This window comes from Streptococcus parasanguinis CC87K, assembly GCF_000507765.1.
Lineage (GTDB): Bacteria > Bacillota > Bacilli > Lactobacillales > Streptococcaceae > Streptococcus > Streptococcus parasanguinis_J.
Genome location: NZ_KI669403.1, coordinates 112,152 through 129,788, shown reverse-complemented (window position 1 = coordinate 129,788; position 17,637 = coordinate 112,152). Strand labels below are relative to the sequence as shown.

19 protein-coding genes are annotated in these 17,637 nt (G+C 43.2%); 14 read left to right on the top strand and 5 right to left on the bottom strand.

Annotated features, from left to right (window positions below):
* Positions 1 to 52 precede the first annotated feature (52 nt).
* Positions 53 to 568: an ABC transporter permease gene (locus tag HMPREF1195_RS08785; RefSeq protein ID WP_023919920.1), complete on the top strand. Its 516-nt coding sequence runs from the start codon at positions 53 to 55 to the stop codon at positions 566 to 568.
* A 61-nt stretch (positions 569 to 629) separates the two neighbouring features.
* On the top strand, positions 630 to 1,085 hold the full coding sequence (gene nrdI, locus HMPREF1195_RS08780) for a class Ib ribonucleoside-diphosphate reductase assembly flavoprotein NrdI (RefSeq protein ID WP_023919918.1): 456 nt from the start codon (positions 630 to 632) through the stop codon (positions 1,083 to 1,085).
* Positions 1,086 to 1,325: 240 nt separating this feature from the next.
* Here the strand turns inward: nrdI and HMPREF1195_RS08775 are convergent, their stop codons facing one another.
* Both HMPREF1195_RS08775 and argS read right to left on the bottom strand, forming a co-directional pair.
* Positions 1,326 to 1,571 carry a hypothetical protein gene (locus HMPREF1195_RS08775; RefSeq protein WP_023919916.1) on the bottom strand — a complete coding sequence of 82 codons (246 nt, stop codon included), beginning with the start codon at positions 1,569 to 1,571 and terminating at the stop codon, positions 1,326 to 1,328.
* A 152-nt stretch (positions 1,572 to 1,723) separates the two neighbouring features.
* A complete protein-coding gene (gene argS, locus HMPREF1195_RS08770; RefSeq protein ID WP_023919912.1) occupies positions 1,724 to 3,412 on the bottom strand; it encodes an arginine--tRNA ligase in 1,689 nt (562 codons plus the stop codon).
* 104 nt (positions 3,413 to 3,516) lie between these two features.
* Between argS and argR the strand changes: the two genes are divergently transcribed.
* Together argR and mutS are read left to right on the top strand one after the other, a co-directional pair.
* Positions 3,517 to 3,957: an arginine repressor gene (gene argR, locus HMPREF1195_RS08765; RefSeq protein WP_023919910.1), complete on the top strand. Its 441-nt coding sequence runs from the start codon at positions 3,517 to 3,519 to the stop codon at positions 3,955 to 3,957.
* A gap of 131 nt (positions 3,958 to 4,088) precedes the next feature.
* On the top strand, positions 4,089 to 6,638 hold the full coding sequence (gene mutS / locus HMPREF1195_RS08760) for a DNA mismatch repair protein MutS (RefSeq protein ID WP_023919908.1): 2,550 nt from the start codon (positions 4,089 to 4,091) through the stop codon (positions 6,636 to 6,638).
* 305 nt (positions 6,639 to 6,943) lie between these two features.
* On the opposite strand, the gene HMPREF1195_RS08755 is transcribed toward mutS, so the two are convergent.
* Together HMPREF1195_RS08755 and HMPREF1195_RS08750 are read right to left on the bottom strand one after the other, a co-directional pair.
* Positions 6,944 to 7,399 carry a DUF3021 domain-containing protein gene (locus HMPREF1195_RS08755; protein ID WP_023919906.1) on the bottom strand — a complete coding sequence of 152 codons (456 nt, stop codon included), beginning with the start codon at positions 7,397 to 7,399 and terminating at the stop codon, positions 6,944 to 6,946.
* Positions 7,393 to 7,833 (bottom strand): LytTR family DNA-binding domain-containing protein, encoded by a 441-nt coding sequence (locus HMPREF1195_RS08750; protein ID WP_023919904.1) that lies wholly within the window; start codon positions 7,831 to 7,833, stop codon positions 7,393 to 7,395. The genes HMPREF1195_RS08755 and HMPREF1195_RS08750 overlap by 7 nt, the downstream gene beginning before the upstream one ends.
* A gap of 248 nt (positions 7,834 to 8,081) precedes the next feature.
* Here HMPREF1195_RS08750 and mutL point away from each other — a divergent pair, with 248 nt between their 5' ends.
* Genes mutL through HMPREF1195_RS08735 form a run of 3 tightly spaced genes read left to right on the top strand, consistent with a single transcriptional unit; the run spans position 8,082 to position 11,221 of the window.
* A complete protein-coding gene (gene mutL / locus HMPREF1195_RS08745; RefSeq protein WP_023919902.1) occupies positions 8,082 to 10,025 on the top strand; it encodes a DNA mismatch repair endonuclease MutL in 1,944 nt (647 codons plus the stop codon).
* A gap of 20 nt (positions 10,026 to 10,045) precedes the next feature.
* Positions 10,046 to 10,639, top strand: a complete 594-nt coding sequence (gene ruvA / locus HMPREF1195_RS08740; protein WP_023919900.1) for a Holliday junction branch migration protein RuvA — start codon at positions 10,046 to 10,048, stop codon at positions 10,637 to 10,639.
* Positions 10,640 to 10,648: 9 nt separating this feature from the next.
* Complete coding sequence (locus HMPREF1195_RS08735) at positions 10,649 to 11,221, top strand: DNA-3-methyladenine glycosylase I (protein WP_023919898.1); 573 nt, start codon at positions 10,649 to 10,651, stop codon at positions 11,219 to 11,221.
* A 45-nt stretch (positions 11,222 to 11,266) separates the two neighbouring features.
* Here HMPREF1195_RS08735 and HMPREF1195_RS08730 read toward each other — a convergent pair whose 3' ends face one another.
* The gene (locus HMPREF1195_RS08730) at positions 11,267 to 12,304 is read right to left on the bottom strand and encodes a S66 family peptidase (RefSeq protein ID WP_023919896.1); all 1,038 of its coding nucleotides are present in this window, start codon (positions 12,302 to 12,304) and stop codon (positions 11,267 to 11,269) included.
* A gap of 376 nt (positions 12,305 to 12,680) precedes the next feature.
* Here HMPREF1195_RS08730 and HMPREF1195_RS08725 point away from each other — a divergent pair, with 376 nt between their 5' ends.
* The 7 genes from HMPREF1195_RS08725 to HMPREF1195_RS08695 all read left to right on the top strand — a co-directional run bounded on the left by HMPREF1195_RS08725 (position 12,681) and on the right by HMPREF1195_RS08695 (position 17,571).
* On the top strand, positions 12,681 to 13,949 hold the full coding sequence (locus HMPREF1195_RS08725) for a competence/damage-inducible protein A (protein ID WP_023919895.1): 1,269 nt from the start codon (positions 12,681 to 12,683) through the stop codon (positions 13,947 to 13,949).
* A 120-nt stretch (positions 13,950 to 14,069) separates the two neighbouring features.
* Positions 14,070 to 15,215, top strand: a complete 1,146-nt coding sequence (gene recA / locus HMPREF1195_RS08720; protein WP_023919893.1) for a recombinase RecA — start codon at positions 14,070 to 14,072, stop codon at positions 15,213 to 15,215.
* An 87-nt stretch (positions 15,216 to 15,302) separates the two neighbouring features.
* A complete protein-coding gene (spx, locus tag HMPREF1195_RS08715) occupies positions 15,303 to 15,701 on the top strand; it encodes a transcriptional regulator Spx (RefSeq protein ID WP_003009108.1) in 399 nt (132 codons plus the stop codon).
* 135 nt (positions 15,702 to 15,836) lie between these two features.
* On the top strand, positions 15,837 to 16,433 hold the full coding sequence (locus tag HMPREF1195_RS08710; protein ID WP_023919891.1) for an SP0191 family lipoprotein: 597 nt from the start codon (positions 15,837 to 15,839) through the stop codon (positions 16,431 to 16,433).
* 124 nt (positions 16,434 to 16,557) lie between these two features.
* A complete protein-coding gene (locus HMPREF1195_RS08705) occupies positions 16,558 to 16,824 on the top strand; it encodes an IreB family regulatory phosphoprotein (protein WP_003002070.1) in 267 nt (88 codons plus the stop codon).
* The gene (gene ruvX / locus HMPREF1195_RS08700) at positions 16,824 to 17,243 is read left to right on the top strand and encodes a Holliday junction resolvase RuvX (protein WP_023919889.1); all 420 of its coding nucleotides are present in this window, start codon (positions 16,824 to 16,826) and stop codon (positions 17,241 to 17,243) included. Before HMPREF1195_RS08705 ends, ruvX begins: the two co-directional genes overlap by 1 nt.
* 22 nt (positions 17,244 to 17,265) lie before the next feature.
* Positions 17,266 to 17,571, top strand: coding sequence for a DUF1292 domain-containing protein (locus HMPREF1195_RS08695; RefSeq protein ID WP_003001941.1), 306 nt, complete (start codon positions 17,266 to 17,268; stop codon positions 17,569 to 17,571).
* Positions 17,572 to 17,637 lie beyond the last annotated feature (66 nt).

Genomic DNA, 17,637 nt, shown 5'->3' with positions numbered 1-17,637 from the left:
TTTCTATCTGTATCGCGATATAATAGGGTGTAAGAAATGAAAAGGAGTTTGTATGAAAAAGAAACCTATCTATCTTTATATCCTGTTATTTTTCTCTACGGTTGGAACCCTGACTTCAGCTGTTTCAACCTTTGGAGCTTCAAAGAGTTTTGAGTTGACAGATGATTTTGCTAAACAACTTGGTTTAACAACGGCTCAAGACAAGGCTGACTATGTGACATATTATGAGAAATCAGCCCAACTCAATCAGTCTCCACTAACCTTTTTATTTGTTTCCCTGATTCTGATTGCTTTGCTGGCAACTTTCTATTTTCTCTTTATGAAGCAGGATCTGTTAACAGCACATTATACTTATATGGGGCAGATTTTGTTAAGTCAAGCCTTCTCTTGCTATAATTATTTTGTAGGGCGTCCACTATTAGCTAGTTTTTCAAACCCGACCCTTCGCCAACGATATTTGGCATCTTCATCCATTGCTTTGTTACTCTTGACTGCTTTATCCCTTCTCTTCCTTGGAATTGTTTTGTATAAAACCTTGCGTTTGAGAAAAGCTCAAGCTACGGCATAATAGATAAGTTTGAATGGAGCTCTCTTAGAGGATAAGAGAGCTTCTTGATTGGAGAAAAAAGATGAAAGTATCCTTTGTTTATATTAGTCTGAGTGGGAATACAGAGAGTTTTGTCCGCCGCTTAAGTGACTATTTGCTGGAAGCCCATTCCGGACTTGAAATCGAGAAAGTGCATGTGAAAGACCTGGTCAAAGAGGGCCAGCCCTTCTTTGAAATGACCAATCCTTTTATCACTTTTTTGCCTACCTATTTGGAGGGTGGAAATGGTGTTGACAATGGCGATGTGGAAATTTTGACGACAGATGTTGCGGATTTTATTGCTTATGGAGACAACGCTAGCAAGTGTTTAGGAGTGGTTGGGTCAGGCAATCGGAATTTTAACAATCAATATTGTTTAACCGCTAAGCAATACAGCCAACGCTTTGGTTTCCCTATGTTAGCCGATTTTGAAATGCGGGGGATGTTGGGAGATATTAAAAAAGTAGCCGCTATTGTAGAAGAGTTGTATCATCTTTAAAATAAAGAGAGTGGGACAGAAATCGGTAATTCGTTAGAATTCGATTTCGTCGTCCCACCTCCGCACAGTTGAGTAGGGCTGTAAAAGCTGATGAAATCAGCGTAGTAGAGCCCACTCAACCACTGCGTCTTGCTCGACAATCCAAAAATAATTGAGAGGCTAGGACTTTTGTCCCAGCCTCTTATTTGTTGCGACTGAATAGAAGAGGAGTCACATTTTATATGACTCCTCTTCTATGGCTTATTTTAATTTTTCAGTGATTTCTTTAGCAAGTAGGAGCCCCAATCGATAGTCCTTGTTGATTGCATGGATGACATCGTTGATATTGTCGGTCTCTTGGATTTTTTCCTTGATGCTATCTTTGAAAGCTTGATCTTTCAAGAGTTGCTCTTGTAAGAGCCGTTGTAGTTTTTCTCTTTCGTACTTGTTAAATAAAAAGAGGACCACTAAACTGATGAGGATTAAGATGTAAACGGTTTGATTCATAGATTTCTCCTGTATATAAAGGATCTGAAAATGTAGAGAATGAAGGGCATTGGACATGAGAAAAGGAGTGAGAAAGAACTAAATTAAATCGCATTTAGTTTCTCCTCTCACTCCCATAAGAGATGTTCTACTTATCCATCATAGATAAGAAATTACATTTTCTCAGGTGCATCGACACCAAGTAAGCGAAGGGCTTCTTTTAAGACTACTGCTGTTGAGTAGCTAAGAGCAAGACGGCTTTCGCGTTCGGGGCTTTCATCCAAGATGCGAGTGTGTGCATAGTATTTGTTGAAGGCTTGAGCCAAGTTGATAGCATATTTTGCGATCAAGGATGGATCATAGTTTTCAGCGGCACGTTTGACAACACGAGAGAAGTCTTGGAGAAGCTTGATGATTTCCCAGCTTTCAGGATCGCTCAAGCTGTATGTCGCATCTGTAGATGGTGTGAAGTTGGCTTTGCGAAGGATCGATTGGATACGAGCGTAAGCGTATTGAACGTAAGGTCCAGTTTCTCCTTCGAAGGATACCATGGCTTCGAGGTCGAAGTCATAACCGTTGCGACGGTCTGTCTTCAAGTCGTAGAATTTAACCGCACCAACACCGACTGCATGTGCCACTTCTTCCTTGTTTTCCAATTCAGGGTTCTTTTCTTCGATCTGCGCTTTGGCACGAGAGATGGCTTCTTGAAGAGTTGGTTCGAGAAGGATGATATTTCCTTTACGAGTTGACAATTTTTGGCGGTTTTTTGTCACCAAACCAAAGTCAACGTGAACCATATCGTCGCTCCAGTCAAATCCCATTTTCTTCAGAACAGCTTTCAACTGACGGAAGTGGTTGGATTGTTCTTGACCTACAGCATAGATGTTTTTCACAAAGTTGTAAGTCCGTGCACGGTAGATAGCGGTTGCGATATCACGCGTGATGTAAAGAGTGGCACCGTCTGATTTCTTAATCATAGCTGGTGGAAGGTTGACATCATCCAACTCAACGATGCTAGCACCCTTAGACTCTTTCAACAAGCCTTTGTCCTCAAGGATTTGGACCCCTTCGTCCATCTTGTCGTTGTAGAAAGCTTCTCCGTTCAAGCTATCAAACTCAACACCGAGGAGTTTGTAGATACGGTTGAATTCCACCAAGCTTTCGTCACGGAACCATTGCCACAATTCAGTTGCTTCTGGATCCCCATCTTCCAATTTTTTGAACCATTTACGTCCTTCTTCATCAAGCTCAGGATCGTTTTCGATTTCAGCGTTGATTCGAACGTAAAGTTTTAGCAATTCATCGATTGGGTTAGCTTCGACAGCTTCCTTGCTACCCCATTTTTTGTAGGCTACCATCAAGAGACCGAACTGTTTACCCCAGTCCCCCAAGTGGTTGATTTTAATCGTGTTGTAGCCCATTTTGCGGAAGATGTTTGAAAGAGCATCCCCGATAACGGTTGAGCGCAAGTGACCAACTGAGAATGGTTTTGCAATATTTGGACTTGAAAGGTCGATGGTAATGTTTTGGCCATGACCTTCGTCTTGTTGACCGTAGTCTGCACCTGCTTCGATGACGGATTTGATTACCTGATCAGAGATCTTAGATTTGTCTAAGAAGAAGTTCACGTAAGGTCCAGTTGCAACGACTTTTTCGAAGGCACTTTGGTCGATTTTTTCAGCAATGTCTGCAGCGATTGCTTGAGGAGCCTTGCGTTCCACTTTTGCAAGTGAGAAGGCTGGAAAAGCAATGTCACCAAGATCAGATGTTTTTGGTTGTTCAAGCAAATTTAAAATAGCATCTTGGTCAAGAGAGTCAATCACTTTGGCCAATTCACTAGCAATGAGTTCTTTATTGTTCATATTAGCTCCTTAGTCCTTTTAACTATTATTTTAACACAATTCTGAGCGAATTTTCAATTTTTTTGGTATAATTTAAAGTATATTTATTCAAAAGTGGAGGTCCAATGAAAAAGACAGAACGTCACCTTTTGATTCAACAAATGATTCGAAATGAAAAATTGTCGACTCAAAAAGAGATTCAGGATCGATTAGAAGCAAAAGGCATTGCTGTAACGCAAACAACTCTGTCACGAGATTTGCGCGATCTGGGTCTAGTCAAGGTGAAACGAAAAGACCAGTTGTATTATATTTTGCCCAATGAGCCTGAGGTGGCAGAGATTTATATTATGTTGTCCAGCCATGCCAAGTCTGTCTCACGAGCAGAATTCACTTTGGTTTTGCGGACAGAGCTAGGAGAAGCAGCTCTCTTGGCCAATGGTGTAGATGAGATGTCAGATGAGCGTATTTTGGGAACAGTAGCAGGGGCCAATACCCTCTTGATTGTTTGTCGAGACCAAGAGGCAGCCATTGAAATTCAAAATGAAATTTTAGGGATGATGCAGTAATCAAGCCCCTTGAAAAGAAAGAAAATACCCCATTAAGATGTTAAAAGGAGGAAGATAGTGAGCTATCTACTCCTGTTTTCATCTATGGAGCTTGTGTCAGGAAACGACGCAACAGTAAGGAATAAAGAAGTATGACAGTAGAAAAAATATCCCCTGGAATGCAGCAGTATCTAGATATCAAAAAAGACTATCCGGATGCCTTTTTGCTGTTTCGAATGGGAGATTTTTACGAATTATTTTATGAAGATGCAGTGAATGCGGCTCAAATTTTAGAGATTTCCTTAACCTCACGGAATAAAAATGCAGAGAATCCGATCCCTATGGCGGGTGTTCCCTACCACTCGGCCCAGCAGTATATTGATGTTCTCATTGAACAGGGCTATAAGGTCGCGATTGCAGAACAAATGGAAGACCCCAAAGAAGCCAAGGGGGTCGTTAAGCGTGAAGTCGTACAGGTGATTACACCGGGTACAGTGGTGGATTCGACCAAGCCAGATAGTGAGAACAACTTCCTGGTTGCTTTGGATCGTTCAGGAAATGAGTATGGGCTAGCCTATATGGATCTGGTGACAGGGGAGTTTCAGGTGACGACTCTCAATGACTTTAGCATGGTTTGTGGAGAAATCCGCAATTTACGTGCGCGTGAGGTGGTCCTGGGTTACGAGCTGCCAGAACAGGAAGAGCGTGTGTTTGTTAGCCAGATGAATCTCTTGTTGTCACATGTAGAGACGGCGCTCGACGATGTTCAACTCTTAGGGGATCAGTTGAGTGAGCTAGAAAAGAAAACGGCTGGAAAACTTCTCCAGTATGTCCACCAGACACAAATGCGGGAATTGAGCCACCTCAAAAAAGCCCATCATTATGAGATTTGCGATTTCTTGCAGATGGACTTTGCGACCAAGGCTAGTCTGGATTTGACAGAGAATGCACGGACTGGGAAGAAACATGGTAGCTTGTATTGGTATTTGGATGAAACCAAGACGGCCATGGGCGGTCGTTTGTTGCGGTCCTGGATTCAGAAACCCTTAGTCGATTTGAAACGGATTCGAGAGCGCCAGGACATCATTCAGGTCTTTATGGATCATTTCTTTGAACGGAGCGATTTGACCGACAGCCTCAAAGGGGTCTATGACATTGAACGCTTAGCGAGTCGGGTTTCCTTTGGTAAGATCAATCCTAAGGATCTCTTGCAGCTAGGAGATACTCTGGGGCATGTGCCGACGATCAAGTCGATTCTACTGGGAATTGGTGATCCGGTCTTAGATGTCTTGATTGCACGCTTGGATGAACTTCCTGAGTTGCACCGCTTGATTACCTCAGCTATTGCTCCGGAAGCGTCTGCTGTTATTACGGAGGGAAATATCATCCGAACTGGGTTTGACGAGCAATTGGACCAGTACCGTGTCGTTCTTCGAGATGGTACTGGTTGGATTGCTGAGATTGAAGCCAAGGAGCGCGAAGCCAGTGGCATTACAGGTCTAAAGATTGATTACAACAAGAAGGATGGCTACTATTTCCATGTCACCAATTCTCAATTGAGTCACGTTCCTGCTCACTTTTTCCGCAAGGCGACCTTGAAAAATTCAGAACGCTTTGGTACGGAGGAATTGGCACGTATCGAAGGAGATATGCTAGAGGCGCGTGAGAAGTCTGCTAATCTGGAATATACGATTTTTATGCGGATTCGTGAAGAAGTTGGCAAGTATATCCAACGTCTGCAACAGTTAGCTCAGGCGATTGCGACGGTTGATGTTTTACAAAGTTTAGCCAGTGTCGCTGAGTCGCAACAATTGAATCGTCCCTTCTTTCATGAAGAACGACGAATCTCGATCGACAAAGGTCGCCATCCAGTTGTCGAGAAAGTCATGGGAGCCCAGTCCTATATTCCTAATAGCATCTTTATGGATGAGGAACGGGATATTCAGCTGATTACGGGGCCAAATATGAGCGGGAAGTCTACCTATATGCGCCAATTGGCGATCATTGTGATTCTTGCCCAAATTGGCTCCTATGTTCCAGCGCAAAAGGCCGAGTTGCCAATCTTTGATGCGATTTATACTCGAATCGGAGCTGCTGATGACCTGGTATCGGGTCAGTCTACCTTCATGGTGGAAATGATGGAGGCCAATCACGCTATTCGCAAGGCAACGACCCAGTCCTTGATTTTGTTTGATGAGTTGGGACGGGGAACGGCGACCTATGATGGGATGGCCCTCGCCCAATCCATCATCGAATACATTCACGATCGTACTGGCGCCAAAACCTTGTTTGCGACCCATTACCATGAATTGACGGCTCTTTCAGAAACCTTGTCTCGCTTGGAAAATGTCCATGTTGCGACCTTGGAGCGAGATGGTCAGGTTACCTTCTTGCACAAGATTGAACCCGGCCCAGCAGATAAGTCCTATGGGATTCACGTGGCCAAGATCGCTGGTTTGCCAGAAGAATTATTGAAGCGGGCGGATGCGATTTTGACCAAGCTCGAAGGACAAGTCCAGCAAGTACCGCTTGCGGATGCAACCCCTAAAAAGGAAGTACCTTCACAGGTTGCTGAACAAATGTCCCTCTTTGAGGAAGAAACAGAAAGTACAGTGATCACAGAATTGAAGAATCTGGATCTCTACAATATGACTCCGATGGAAGTCATGATGGCAGTCGCCGAATTGAAAAAGAAATTGTAAAAAGAAGATCCTCGTAATAGCGAGGATCTTTTATTGAAGACAAAGTCATCTTAGAAACTTTCCTTAGGTGAGTACGGACGTCAGCGAACTTCTTCGAAGTTCCAAGACTAATTATTGAGCCTAAGGTCTCAATAATTCCGAGTGCCTGAAACAATTGTGTTTCAGGTACTTTTCTCACAGCGGAAAGTTTCAGTAGATGATTGGACAACTATAACGAGTATATTTTTTATAGAATTTATTAGATTTGTATAAAGGAACAGTTTATCTCCACTTTCAGATCCTCGTAGCACTGAGGATCTTTTTGCTTAGTGGTTAGTAATGCTTTGATTGATTTCTTGGACTTGTTTTTTATAAAAATGATGGGAGACCAACCAGATGATCACGTAAACGAGGGTGAATTCGACAACGAGTGAGAGATAAAATCCGAGTCGTGCTGGAAACCAGCCGGCCAAGGTAGCTAGGGGAATAAACCCAAGTAACATGAGTAGGTAATGGCTCAGAGTAGCCCGTAAGAGGCTCCAGTCTTTTTGAAAGAGGAGACTTCCGAAGCTAAAGAGGACCCCAATCGCACCCCAAACGAGAGCACAATAGAGCATGACCAGTGAGCCGTGAACATGATGCAAGAACATCCAGCGGCCGACTGCAGAGTTGGGACTTAAGGGGAGGTACAACTCAGGTGAGAAGAGATAGGAAAAGAAGATGGATAGGATGAGCCCAATGAAAATCCCTTTTAGGGCGTCAGAAAAAGATTGTTTTAGCATGATAATTTCTCCTTAATGGCTTTCAAGTAACGACGGGAGGAGTAGGTCAGACTCCCGTTTTTAAGATAGATTTGAACGGATCCTCCACTAGTGAAGTGCAGGTGATCGATTTCTTTTGTGTTGATAATTTCAGATTGGGAAATTTTGAGAAAGCAGGTCGGCAAGTCTTCAGATAGCTGATAGAGTGGTCCAGTCAGAATAAATTGATCTGTCATGGTCTCACCAATTACTTGCCTATTTTCAATGTAAAAACGTTGGAATAGCTGGCTTTCGATCAGATAAGCTTCCCCATCCTTTTTGGCACGTAAGCGCCCTCTTTGATCCAATTCTTCCACAAAGTCACGAATTTTCTCTACACGCGCAGACAGTGCAGGTGCTGTGATCATCACCGCTTCTTCTTGGAAGTGGGAATCAATGTGTACTTCAACTTTCATAAGATCGTTTCTCCCTCCTTTGGGTAAAGTCGGTTGGCCTGCTAGCCCGGCTCCTTCTTTACACTACTATTAAACACTTTTTCCAAAGGGAAGACAAGGAAATTTGTCTATGTGGTCGTTTTCTTTGCCTATGCGGTTTTTAAGGAAAAAGATGGGGCCAGCCTCTATTTTTTAAGAAAGGGAGTCTTGTGGATCTGTGGTATAATAGAGCTACATGTATCGGTGAAAAAATAGGTAAAGGAGCAGACATGTCACAGATTATTGAATTGCCAGAAGTCCTAGCCAATCAGATTGCGGCAGGTGAAGTGATTGAACGACCTGCTAGCGTGGTCAAGGAATTGGTTGAAAACTCGATCGATGCTGGAGCTAGCCAGATCGTTGTTGAAATCGAAGAAGCGGGATTGAAGTCGATTCGGATTACAGACAATGGGGAAGGAATTGCGCATGATGAGGTCGCTTTGGCCCTCCGTCGACATGCGACCAGTAAGATCAAGAGTCAAGCGGATCTTTTTCGTATTCGAACACTTGGTTTTCGTGGTGAGGCCATGCCTTCCATTGCTTCTGTCAGTATTCTAACCCTTCTAACGGCGCAAGAAGGAGCTGCCCACGGGACCAAATTGGTCGCAAAGGGTGGCGAAATTGAGGAAGTGGAGCCAGCGACAAGCCCTGTCGGGACCAAGATCACAGTGGAAGATCTCTTTTTTAATACACCTGCTCGTCTCAAGTATTTAAAGAGCCAGCAGGCAGAGCTATCCCATATCGTGGATATTCTCAACCGCTTGAGCTTGGCCCATCCTGAGATTGCCTTTACCTTGATCAATGATGGAAAAGAAATGAGCAAAACAGCGGGGACGGGCAATCTCCGGCAAGCCATTGCAGGTGTCTATGGCCTCGCGTCTGCTAAGAAGATGGTGGCCATTGAAAATCGCGACCTAGATTTTGAAGTGACGGGCTTTGTGTCTTTGCCTGAATTGACTCGTGCCAATCGCAATTACATCAGTCTCTTTATCAACGGCCGTTACATCAAGAATTTCTTGCTCAATCGAGCTATTTTAGACGGCTACGGCAGTAAACTCATGGTGGGTCGCTTTCCACTTGCGATCATTAATATCCAGATCGATCCTTACTTAGCAGATGTCAATGTTCACCCTACCAAGCAAGAGGTTCGTATCTCCAAAGAACGAGAACTAATGGCCTTGATCTCCCAGGCTATTGCGAATGCTTTGAAAGAGCAGGACTTGATTCCAGATGCTCTAGAAAATCTAGCCAAGTCGACCATTCGTCGAACAGAAAAGCCAGTACAGACGACCCTGCCTTTAAAGGAAAACCGCCTCTATTATGACCGAGAAAGTCAAGATTTCAAGCTTCGACCAGAGGTGGCAGATCCTCAACTGCCTCTGACAGATGAGGTAACTGCTGATTCTACAAGCCAAGAAAACCCAGTAGAAAAACCGACAAGCGCGATCAAGTTTGCGGAAAGAAAGACTGTGGTTTATGATGAACTGGATCACCCAGAGTTGGATCTGGCTAGTCTAGACAAGGCCTATGATAAGTTGGATGGGGAAGAACATTCGACCTTCCCAGAATTGGAATATTTTGGTCAGATGCATGGAACCTATCTCTTTGCCCAAGGAAATGGGGGCCTATATATCATTGACCAGCACGCGGCCCAAGAGCGGGTCAAATACGAAGAATACCGGGAGAGCATCGGGAACGTAGACGGCAGTCAGCAACAACTGCTGGTGCCTTATATCTTTGAATTCCCTACAGACGATCTGATCCGCCTGCAACAGCGCAAACACCTTCTAGAAGAAGTGGGCGTCTACTTAGAAGAGTACGGAGCCAACCAGTTGATCTTGCGGGAGCATCCGATCTGGATGAAGGAAGAAGAGATCGAGTCGGGTATCTACGAAATGTGTGACATGCTCCTTTTGACCAAGGAAGTGTCCATCAAGAAATACCGGGCTGAGTTGGCCATCATGATGTCCTGCAAACGCTCCATCAAGGCCAACCACACCCTGGATGATTACTCCGCGCGCGATCTGATCTATCAACTGTCCCAATGTGACAACCCTTATAACTGTCCCCACGGTCGTCCGGTTTTGGTTAACTTCACCAAGTCCGACATGGAAAAGATGTTCCGACGCATTCAGGAAAATCACACCAGCTTGCGGGAGTTGGGCAAGTATTAAATAAAGAATAAAGGAATTTTATGTACGAATACATTAAAGGAATCTTAACGAAAATCACCGCCAAATACATTGTGGTAGAAACAGCTGGGATCGGTTATCTCTTGCATGTGGCCAATCCCTATGCTTACTCTGGTAAAATGAATCAAGAGGTGCACGTCTATCTGCACCAAGTGGTCCGTGAAGACGCTCACCTTCTCTATGGTTTTGCAACCGAAGAAGAGAAAAAGCTCTTTCTGAACTTGATTTCGGTCTCTGGAATTGGCCCAGTCTCAGCTCTGGCCATCATTGCTGCGGATGACAATGCAGGCCTTGTCCAAGCTATCGAAAGCAAGAACATCACCTACTTGACCAAGTTTCCGAAGATCGGCAAGAAAACAGCCCAACAGATGGTCTTGGATCTCGAAGGTAAGATCAATCTTGATCTAGAAGATACACCGGCTCAGTCCAATGCCAAAGTTTCAGAAGAAAACCAAGCTCTTGAAGAAGCTATGGAAGCCATGTTGGCTTTGGGCTACAAGGCAACTGAGCTCAAGAAAATTAAGAAATTCTTTGAAGGAACTTCGGATACAGCAGAGAATTACATTAAATCTGCTCTCAAGATGTTGGTGAAATAGGAGATTTCTATGCCAAAACGCTGTGGCTGGGTTAAAATGAACAACCCTCTGTATGTAGCCTACCACGATGAAGAGTGGGGGCAGCCCCTCCATGATGACCAAGCTCTTTTTGAGTTGCTCTGCATGGAGACTTATCAGGCGGGCCTATCCTGGGAAACGGTGCTCAACAAACGACAAGCTTTCCGAGAAGCCTTTTATGGCTATCAAATTAAAGCAGTCGCAGAGATGACTGACACCGAATTGGAAGCTTTGCTGGATAATCCAGCCATCATTCGAAATAGAGCCAAGATTTTTGCGACACGTGCCAACGCCCAGGCCTTTCTACAAGTGCAGGCAGACTATGGTTCTTTTGATGCCTATCTTTGGTCTTTTGTTGAGGGGAAAACGATTGTGAATGATGTTGCTAGCTATGCTCAAGCACCAGCCAGAACAGCCTTGTCTGAGACATTATCTAAGGATCTCAAAAAACGAGGCTTTAAGTTTACTGGGCCAGTTGCTGTCTTGTCTTTTCTACAGGCTGCAGGTTTGGTTGATGACCATGAGAATGATTGTGAATGGAAAAGTAGAAATGAGTGCCGTTAGATGGCTAGAACATCGGAGAATACAGAAAAAGCTGAGAAATTCATCTCAGCTTTCTTTGTTATAGTCAAAGCGAATGACTTGCTCCGTTGCATCTACATGGGCGTGGACTCCGAAGGGGACAATTGCTCTTGGTGTGGCATGGCCAACGTTTAGATTATAGACAATTGGGATATTGCTATCAATGATATCCAATAGTGCCTCTTTATAGTCGTTATAGAAGGTTTCATCCATAGGTTTCCCGACCAAGAGTCCACTAATGACTTCAAATATCCCAGTTTCTTTTAAAGCCTGCAACATTTTTTTGAAATCATCAGGTTCAGGCTTTTCTTCACTTGTTTCTAGCAATAGAATCTTTCCTTTCCAGTCGGATAAGTCAGGGAAGAGTCTGTACTTTTGGCAGAGCTCTGTACTGTCTACATATCGAGAGTTGTCAAAGATATCGTAGAGGGATTCGAGGCAACCACCGAGGATTTTCCCCTCGAACTGGGCAGTTCCTTGTAACAAGTCAAAACCTGTATTTGCATGGCTGACACGAGGTATTCCCAAAGCTTTGGGACTGAAGTCAGTTCTTTCCTCATACCAAACGTCACTAGGTCGAATTTCCGAGATTCTTCCCGTCTCAATCAATTCTTTGAAGTAGTGGAGACTGTATGGCAACATTTCTTTGTCTAACTCACAAATGTCTGCTAGAAAGGATTGACCATAAAAAGTCTTGATTCCTAGTTTATGCAACATGAGGTGGTTCATAGTTGTATCCGAGAAGCCAAGAAAAATTTTTTGTTTGATAACCTTTTGTAGTTGGTCATTTTCAAAAAGATAAGGCAATAAACGATAGGTATCGTCTCCACCGATGGCGCATAAGATCATGTCGATGCTTTCATCAGAAAAGGCCTGCATCAAATCCTCCGCACGAGCTTCAGGATGTTCTTTGATAAAGTCTAAGCCTTTTAGCGAATGGGGCAAAAAGATAGGACTGAGTCCTAGGTCCTTGAGACGTTGGATACCCAAGTCCACTTCGTGTTTGACAAAGTCTTCACCCATAGTCCCACTAGATAAACTTATAATACCAATAGTAGAAGCCATATATTATCCTCCTAGAAAAAGTTGATGCTATTGTATCACAAAAGATGAGGGGAAACAACAAGAATTTGAGTCAGAAGAAGACATTTAGATCAAGAAAGTAGTAAAAAAAGCAACCACTCGATATGGTTGCTTCAGAATATAGATAAGCTCTATCAACAATAGAAAATAGCCCTTTAGAAGTTGATTACCACATAGTTAAAACTCTTAGGAATGCAGATGTAATGATATTTCTAAGAGTTTTTACTTTATACTCTAAAAGAAAAAGATTGAAGAAAGTTATCCAAAATGGACTTTATCTTCAATCTGTTTTTTAAATAATTTAGGAAATTGTGTTAAAATGAAATGAAAATTACGAATAGTATAAGTGGGAGGCACCATGAAGGCGGAAATTATTGCAGTGGGAACCGAAATTCTCACAGGACAGATTGTGAACACCAATGCTCAATTCTTGTCTGAAAAATTAGCTAGTTTAGGGATTGATGTCTATTATCATGTGGCGGTAGGAGACAATGAAGGTCGTCTCTTCTCGACCATTGAGACAGCTTCAAAACGCAGCGATTTGGTGATTTTATGTGGTGGACTTGGGCCAACAGAGGATGATTTGACCAAGCAAACCCTTGCTAAGTTTTTAGGGAAAGAACTGGTTTTTGATCCAACAGCGCTTGCCAAACTCGACACCTTCTTTGCCAGTCGCCCTGATTATGTCCGGACGCCCAATAATGAGCGACAAGCACAAATGATCGCCGGATCAATCCCTCTTCAAAACCGTACAGGTCTCGCGGTTGGAGGTTTGATTGAAGTCGACGGTGTGACCTATGTCGTTCTACCTGGTCCTCCAAGTGAGTTAAAGCCCATGGTTAATGAACAATTGGTGCCTCATTTGACAACAGGGGAGCAGCTCTTTTCAAGAGTTTTGCGCTTCTTTGGGATTGGGGAAAGCCAGCTGGTTACGATCCTAGCAGATATCATTGAAGAGCAGAGTGATCCGACAGTGGCTCCTTATGCCAAGACAGGAGAAGTGACCTTGCGTCTGTCTACAAAGGCGAAAGATCAGGCAGAAGCGGATGCTAAGCTCGATGTCTTAGAAAAGGAAATCTTATCACGCCACACCCTGGATCATCAACCCTTGCAAGATTTGTTTTACGGTTATGGAGATGACAATTCGATGGCCAAGGTTGCCTTTGATCTTTTGAAACAGACTGGTAAGACCATTACAGCTGCAGAAAGCCTGACAGCTGGACTCTTCCAAGCGACTCTGGCAGATTTTTCGGGTGCTTCCAGCATCTTCGCAGGCGGTTTTGTCACCTATAGCCTAGAAGAAAAAAGCAAGATGTTGTCTATTCCAGCTCAAGAGTTGGAGCAACATGGAGTAGTGTCTCATTTTACAGCTCAAGCCATGGCTTCACAGGCCCGTAAGTTAACAGGATCCGATTATGGTGTTAGCTTGACCGGAGTTGCGGGACCAGATAGTCTGGAAGGGCATCCAGCAGGGACCGTCTTTATCGGACTTGCAACTCCAAATGGAGTGGATAGTGTCCAAGTTAATATCGCCGGACGTAGCCGAGCTGATGTCCGCGAAATTGCCGTCCTTCATGCCTTTAATTTGGTGCGCCTGGCTGTATTAAATGGTGAAAATTTGGTATAATGAAGTTCGTGCCAAATGAAGAATAATTCTAAAAATGGATAGGAAATGTGCCTTTCAAATGACGGAAAACGTCGATAAGTTGCATGCATTTCCTGTATAGCAAAAACATAGGAGAAAAGAATGGCGAAAAAACAGAAAAAATTAGATGATATCTCTAAGAAATTTGGAGATGAGCGTGAAAAAGCGCTCAATGATGCCCTAAAGTTGATCGAAAAAGACTTTGGTAAAGGATCGATCATGCGTCTGGGCGAACGCGCAGAGCAAAAAGTTCAGGTCATGAGCTCAGGTTCCTTGGCGCTTGATATTGCCTTGGGTGCTGGTGGTTATCCAAAAGGTCGGATCATCGAAATCTATGGTCCAGAATCATCTGGTAAAACAACCGTTGCCCTCCATGCAGTAGCGCAAGCTCAGAAAGAAGGGGGCATTGCGGCCTTTATCGATGCCGAGCATGCCTTGGATCCATCATATGCAGCAGCTCTTGGAGTCAATATCGACGAACTTCTCTTGTCTCAACCAGACTCAGGAGAACAAGGGCTTGAAATTGCCGGTAAATTGATCGACTCTGGTGCGGTTGATTTGGTGGTTGTCGACTCTGTTGCGGCCTTGGTACCTCGTGCGGAAATCGATGGAGATATCGGGGATAGCCACGTTGGTTTGCAAGCGCGGATGATGAGCCAAGCGATGCGTAAGCTTGGAGCTTCGATCAATAAGACCAAGACCATTGCCATCTTTATCAACCAATTGCGTGAAAAAGTTGGAGTCATGTTTGGGAACCCTGAAACCACACCTGGTGGTCGTGCCCTGAAATTCTATGCTTCGGTTCGTTTAGATGTCCGTGGAAATACCCAAATCAAAGGTACTGGGGACCAAAAAGATACCAACGTTGGTAAGGAAACAAAGATCAAGGTTGTGAAGAACAAGGTAGCTCCTCCGTTTAAAGAAGCCATGGTTGAAATCATGTACGGGGAAGGAATTTCACGTACGGGTGAATTGGTGAAGATTGCAACAGATTTGGATATCATCCAAAAAGCGGGTGCGTGGTACTCATATAATGGCGAAAAAATTGGTCAAGGATCTGAAAATGCTAAGAAATTCTTGGCTGACCACCCAGAAATTTTTGACGAAATCGACCGCAAGGTTCGGGTACATTTTGGTTTGATCCAAGAAGACGAAGCGGTGAAAAGCCTTGATAAAACTGAAGAAGCAACTCCTGTCGTAGAAGAGGTAACTCTAGATTTAGATGACGCGATTGAAATTGAAGATTAATTTTTTTTAAAATAGGTCGCTAGACTGATGGTTTTTATGTTATAATTTAATACGATAGTATTATCGTGTAGCGAAAGGAGTGCATGCATGATTAAAATTTATACAGTGTCAAGTTGCACCAGCTGTAAAAAAGCAAAGACTTGGCTCAACGCTCACCAGCTAACTTATAAAGAACAAAACCTCGGTAAGGAAGGGATCACCAAAGAAGAATTATTGGATATCCTTACAAAGACTGAAAATGGAGTGGCAAGTATTGTCTCTTCAAAAAATCGATACGCTAAAAATCTAGGAGTGGACATCGAAGACTTGAGTGTCAATGAAGTCATTGACATCATCATGGAAACACCTCGTATTCTTAAAAGTCCGATCTTGGTAGATGACAAACGTCTCCAAGTGGGCTACAAAGAAGATGATATTCGTGCCTTCTTGCCACGATCAGTTCGAAATGTAGAAAATGCAGAAGCGCGGATGCGTGCAGCTCTTTAAAGAGATTGAAAATCAGAAACAATTTGTTTCTGATTTTTTCTTTTTAAAAATCGGAATGAAAAGCAGTTTACTGCGCCATTTTACGAAATCTATGATACAATATTTTAGAAAACAATAACTAGTAAGGAATGGAAAATGAAAAGGAAAATCTTCTTATTGGGTGCGCTTGCCTTGTGTTTGACGGGATGCGGTCAAAAAAAGCAAGCGAAAACGCCAACCTCAAGTGAACAAAAGGCAATCCAAGCAAAAGCAGAGCAGCTGCAAAAGGATAATAAGAGTATTCTGCAAAAGGCTGAAGAAAATAAAGTCATCACTAGAACCTTTGTCTTTCCAAAAGATGACAAGGGAACACAACAGACGCAAATCGTCACCTATGTGGGGAATACCTTTAAAAAGTTGGAGACCATCAATGTGACGGCAACCGATGAGGAGTTGAAAAAAGGAATCCAACAGGTTGGAGTCGAAGAAGCGCAAAAGCAATTGAGAGAATCCTTTAACAAGGACGATGCCTTTAAGGAAGCTTTGACAGTGCCAGGTTTCACAGCTGATTTGACCTTGGAAAACGAGAATGAATACAAGGTGACCATCACCTATGACTTTGAAGCGATGGATGTGAAGAAGGCAGAAGGCATGACTTATTTCAAAAACAATCACTTGCCAGAGTTGTTGAAGTTGACACCGAGTCAATTTGCGGACAATCTTATCAATGCTGGAGCCAGTGAGCAAAAATAAAAAAACAGTTTAACTGAAATAGCTCAAAAATGCTTGAAAAAGCTGTAAAATCAAGGGCTTGACCGTTGTGGAAAACTCTTGATTATGGTATAATAGTAATATTCTAAGGAAAGAGGGTGTTCTTGTGGGATTTACAGATGAAACAGTACGTTTTAATCTTGATGATTCAAATCGTAAGGAAATTAGCGAGACCTTGAAAGATGTGTACTTATCACTAGATGAAAAAGGCTACAATCCAATTAATCAAATCGTAGGATACGTACTCAGTGGTGATCCTGCCTATGTACCTCGTTATAATAATGCACGGAACCAAATTCGTAAATATGAACGAGATGAAATCGTTGAAGAATTGGTACGTTATTATTTGAAAGGGCAAGGAATAGACCTCTAATGAGAATTATGGGATTGGATGTTGGCTCAAAGACCGTCGGGGTTGCTGTGAGTGATCCTCTCGGTTTTACAGCTCAGGGTCTTGAAATCATCCAAATCGATGAAGACAAAAAAGAATTCGGTTTGGAGCGCTTGGCCGAATTAGTGGCTCAATACAAGGTAGACCGTTTTGTTGTGGGCTTGCCGAAAAACATGAACAACACCAGCGGACCACGTGTGGAAGCCAGTCAGGCTTATGGCGCCATGATTGCTGAAAAGTTTGGGTTGCCAGTCGACTACCAAGACGAACGGTTGACGACAGTTGCTGCAGAGCGGATGTTGATTGAGCAAGCAGATATTAGCCGTAGCAAACGTAAAAAAGTTATTGATAAGTTAGCAGCGCAGCTTATTTTACAAAATTATTTAGATCGCAATTTTTAGAAAGAAAACGAGGAAGAATAGTATGGCACATGATCATAACCACGACCATGAAGAACGTGAATTAATCACATTGGTGGATGAACAAGGAAATGAAACCTTGTTTGAAATTCTTTTGACCATTGATGGCAAAGAAGAATTTGGAAAGAACTATGTCCTTTTGATCCCTGCAAATGCAGAAGAAGATGAAAACGGCGAAGTTGAAATCCAAGCTTATTCATTTACAGAAAACGAAGACGGAACAGAAGGCGACCTTCAACCAATCCCAGAAGACTCAGATGCAGAATGGGATATGATCGAAGAAGTCTTCAACAGCTTTATGGAGGAGTAAAAACATCCAGTGGATGTTTTTACCCTTGCGCTAGAAACAAAGACCGCAAGTAAGTCCGGGGGACGT

Bases quoted from the DNA above. Each gene is read 5' to 3' on its own strand.
- ruvA (WP_023919900.1), top strand. From the start codon at position 10,046: ATGTACGAATACATTAAAGGAATCTTAACGAAAATCACCGCCAAATAC.
- HMPREF1195_RS08735 (WP_023919898.1), top strand. From the start codon at position 10,649: ATGCCAAAACGCTGTGGCTGGGTTAAAATGAACAACCCTCTGTATGTA.
- ruvX (WP_023919889.1), top strand. From the start codon at position 16,824: ATGAGAATTATGGGATTGGATGTTGGCTCAAAGACCGTCGGGGTTGCT.
- recA (WP_023919893.1), top strand. From the start codon at position 14,070: ATGGCGAAAAAACAGAAAAAATTAGATGATATCTCTAAGAAATTTGGA.
- HMPREF1195_RS08730 (WP_023919896.1), bottom strand. From the start codon at position 12,304: ATGGCTTCTACTATTGGTATTATAAGTTTATCTAGTGGGACTATGGGT.
- HMPREF1195_RS08750 (WP_023919904.1), bottom strand. From the start codon at position 7,833: ATGAAAGTTGAAGTACACATTGATTCCCACTTCCAAGAAGAAGCGGTG.
- HMPREF1195_RS08725 (WP_023919895.1), top strand. From the start codon at position 12,681: ATGAAGGCGGAAATTATTGCAGTGGGAACCGAAATTCTCACAGGACAG.
- HMPREF1195_RS08775 (WP_023919916.1), bottom strand. From the start codon at position 1,571: ATGAATCAAACCGTTTACATCTTAATCCTCATCAGTTTAGTGGTCCTC.
- argR (WP_023919910.1), top strand. From the start codon at position 3,517: ATGAAAAAGACAGAACGTCACCTTTTGATTCAACAAATGATTCGAAAT.
- spx (WP_003009108.1), top strand. From the start codon at position 15,303: ATGATTAAAATTTATACAGTGTCAAGTTGCACCAGCTGTAAAAAAGCA.
- HMPREF1195_RS08755 (WP_023919906.1), bottom strand. From the start codon at position 7,399: ATGCTAAAACAATCTTTTTCTGACGCCCTAAAAGGGATTTTCATTGGG.
- argS (WP_023919912.1), bottom strand. From the start codon at position 3,412: ATGAACAATAAAGAACTCATTGCTAGTGAATTGGCCAAAGTGATTGAC.
- mutS (WP_023919908.1), top strand. From the start codon at position 4,089: ATGACAGTAGAAAAAATATCCCCTGGAATGCAGCAGTATCTAGATATC.
- mutL (WP_023919902.1), top strand. From the start codon at position 8,082: ATGTCACAGATTATTGAATTGCCAGAAGTCCTAGCCAATCAGATTGCG.
- HMPREF1195_RS08710 (WP_023919891.1), top strand. From the start codon at position 15,837: ATGAAAAGGAAAATCTTCTTATTGGGTGCGCTTGCCTTGTGTTTGACG.
- HMPREF1195_RS08695 (WP_003001941.1), top strand. From the start codon at position 17,266: ATGGCACATGATCATAACCACGACCATGAAGAACGTGAATTAATCACA.
- HMPREF1195_RS08785 (WP_023919920.1), top strand. From the start codon at position 53: ATGAAAAAGAAACCTATCTATCTTTATATCCTGTTATTTTTCTCTACG.
- nrdI (WP_023919918.1), top strand. From the start codon at position 630: ATGAAAGTATCCTTTGTTTATATTAGTCTGAGTGGGAATACAGAGAGT.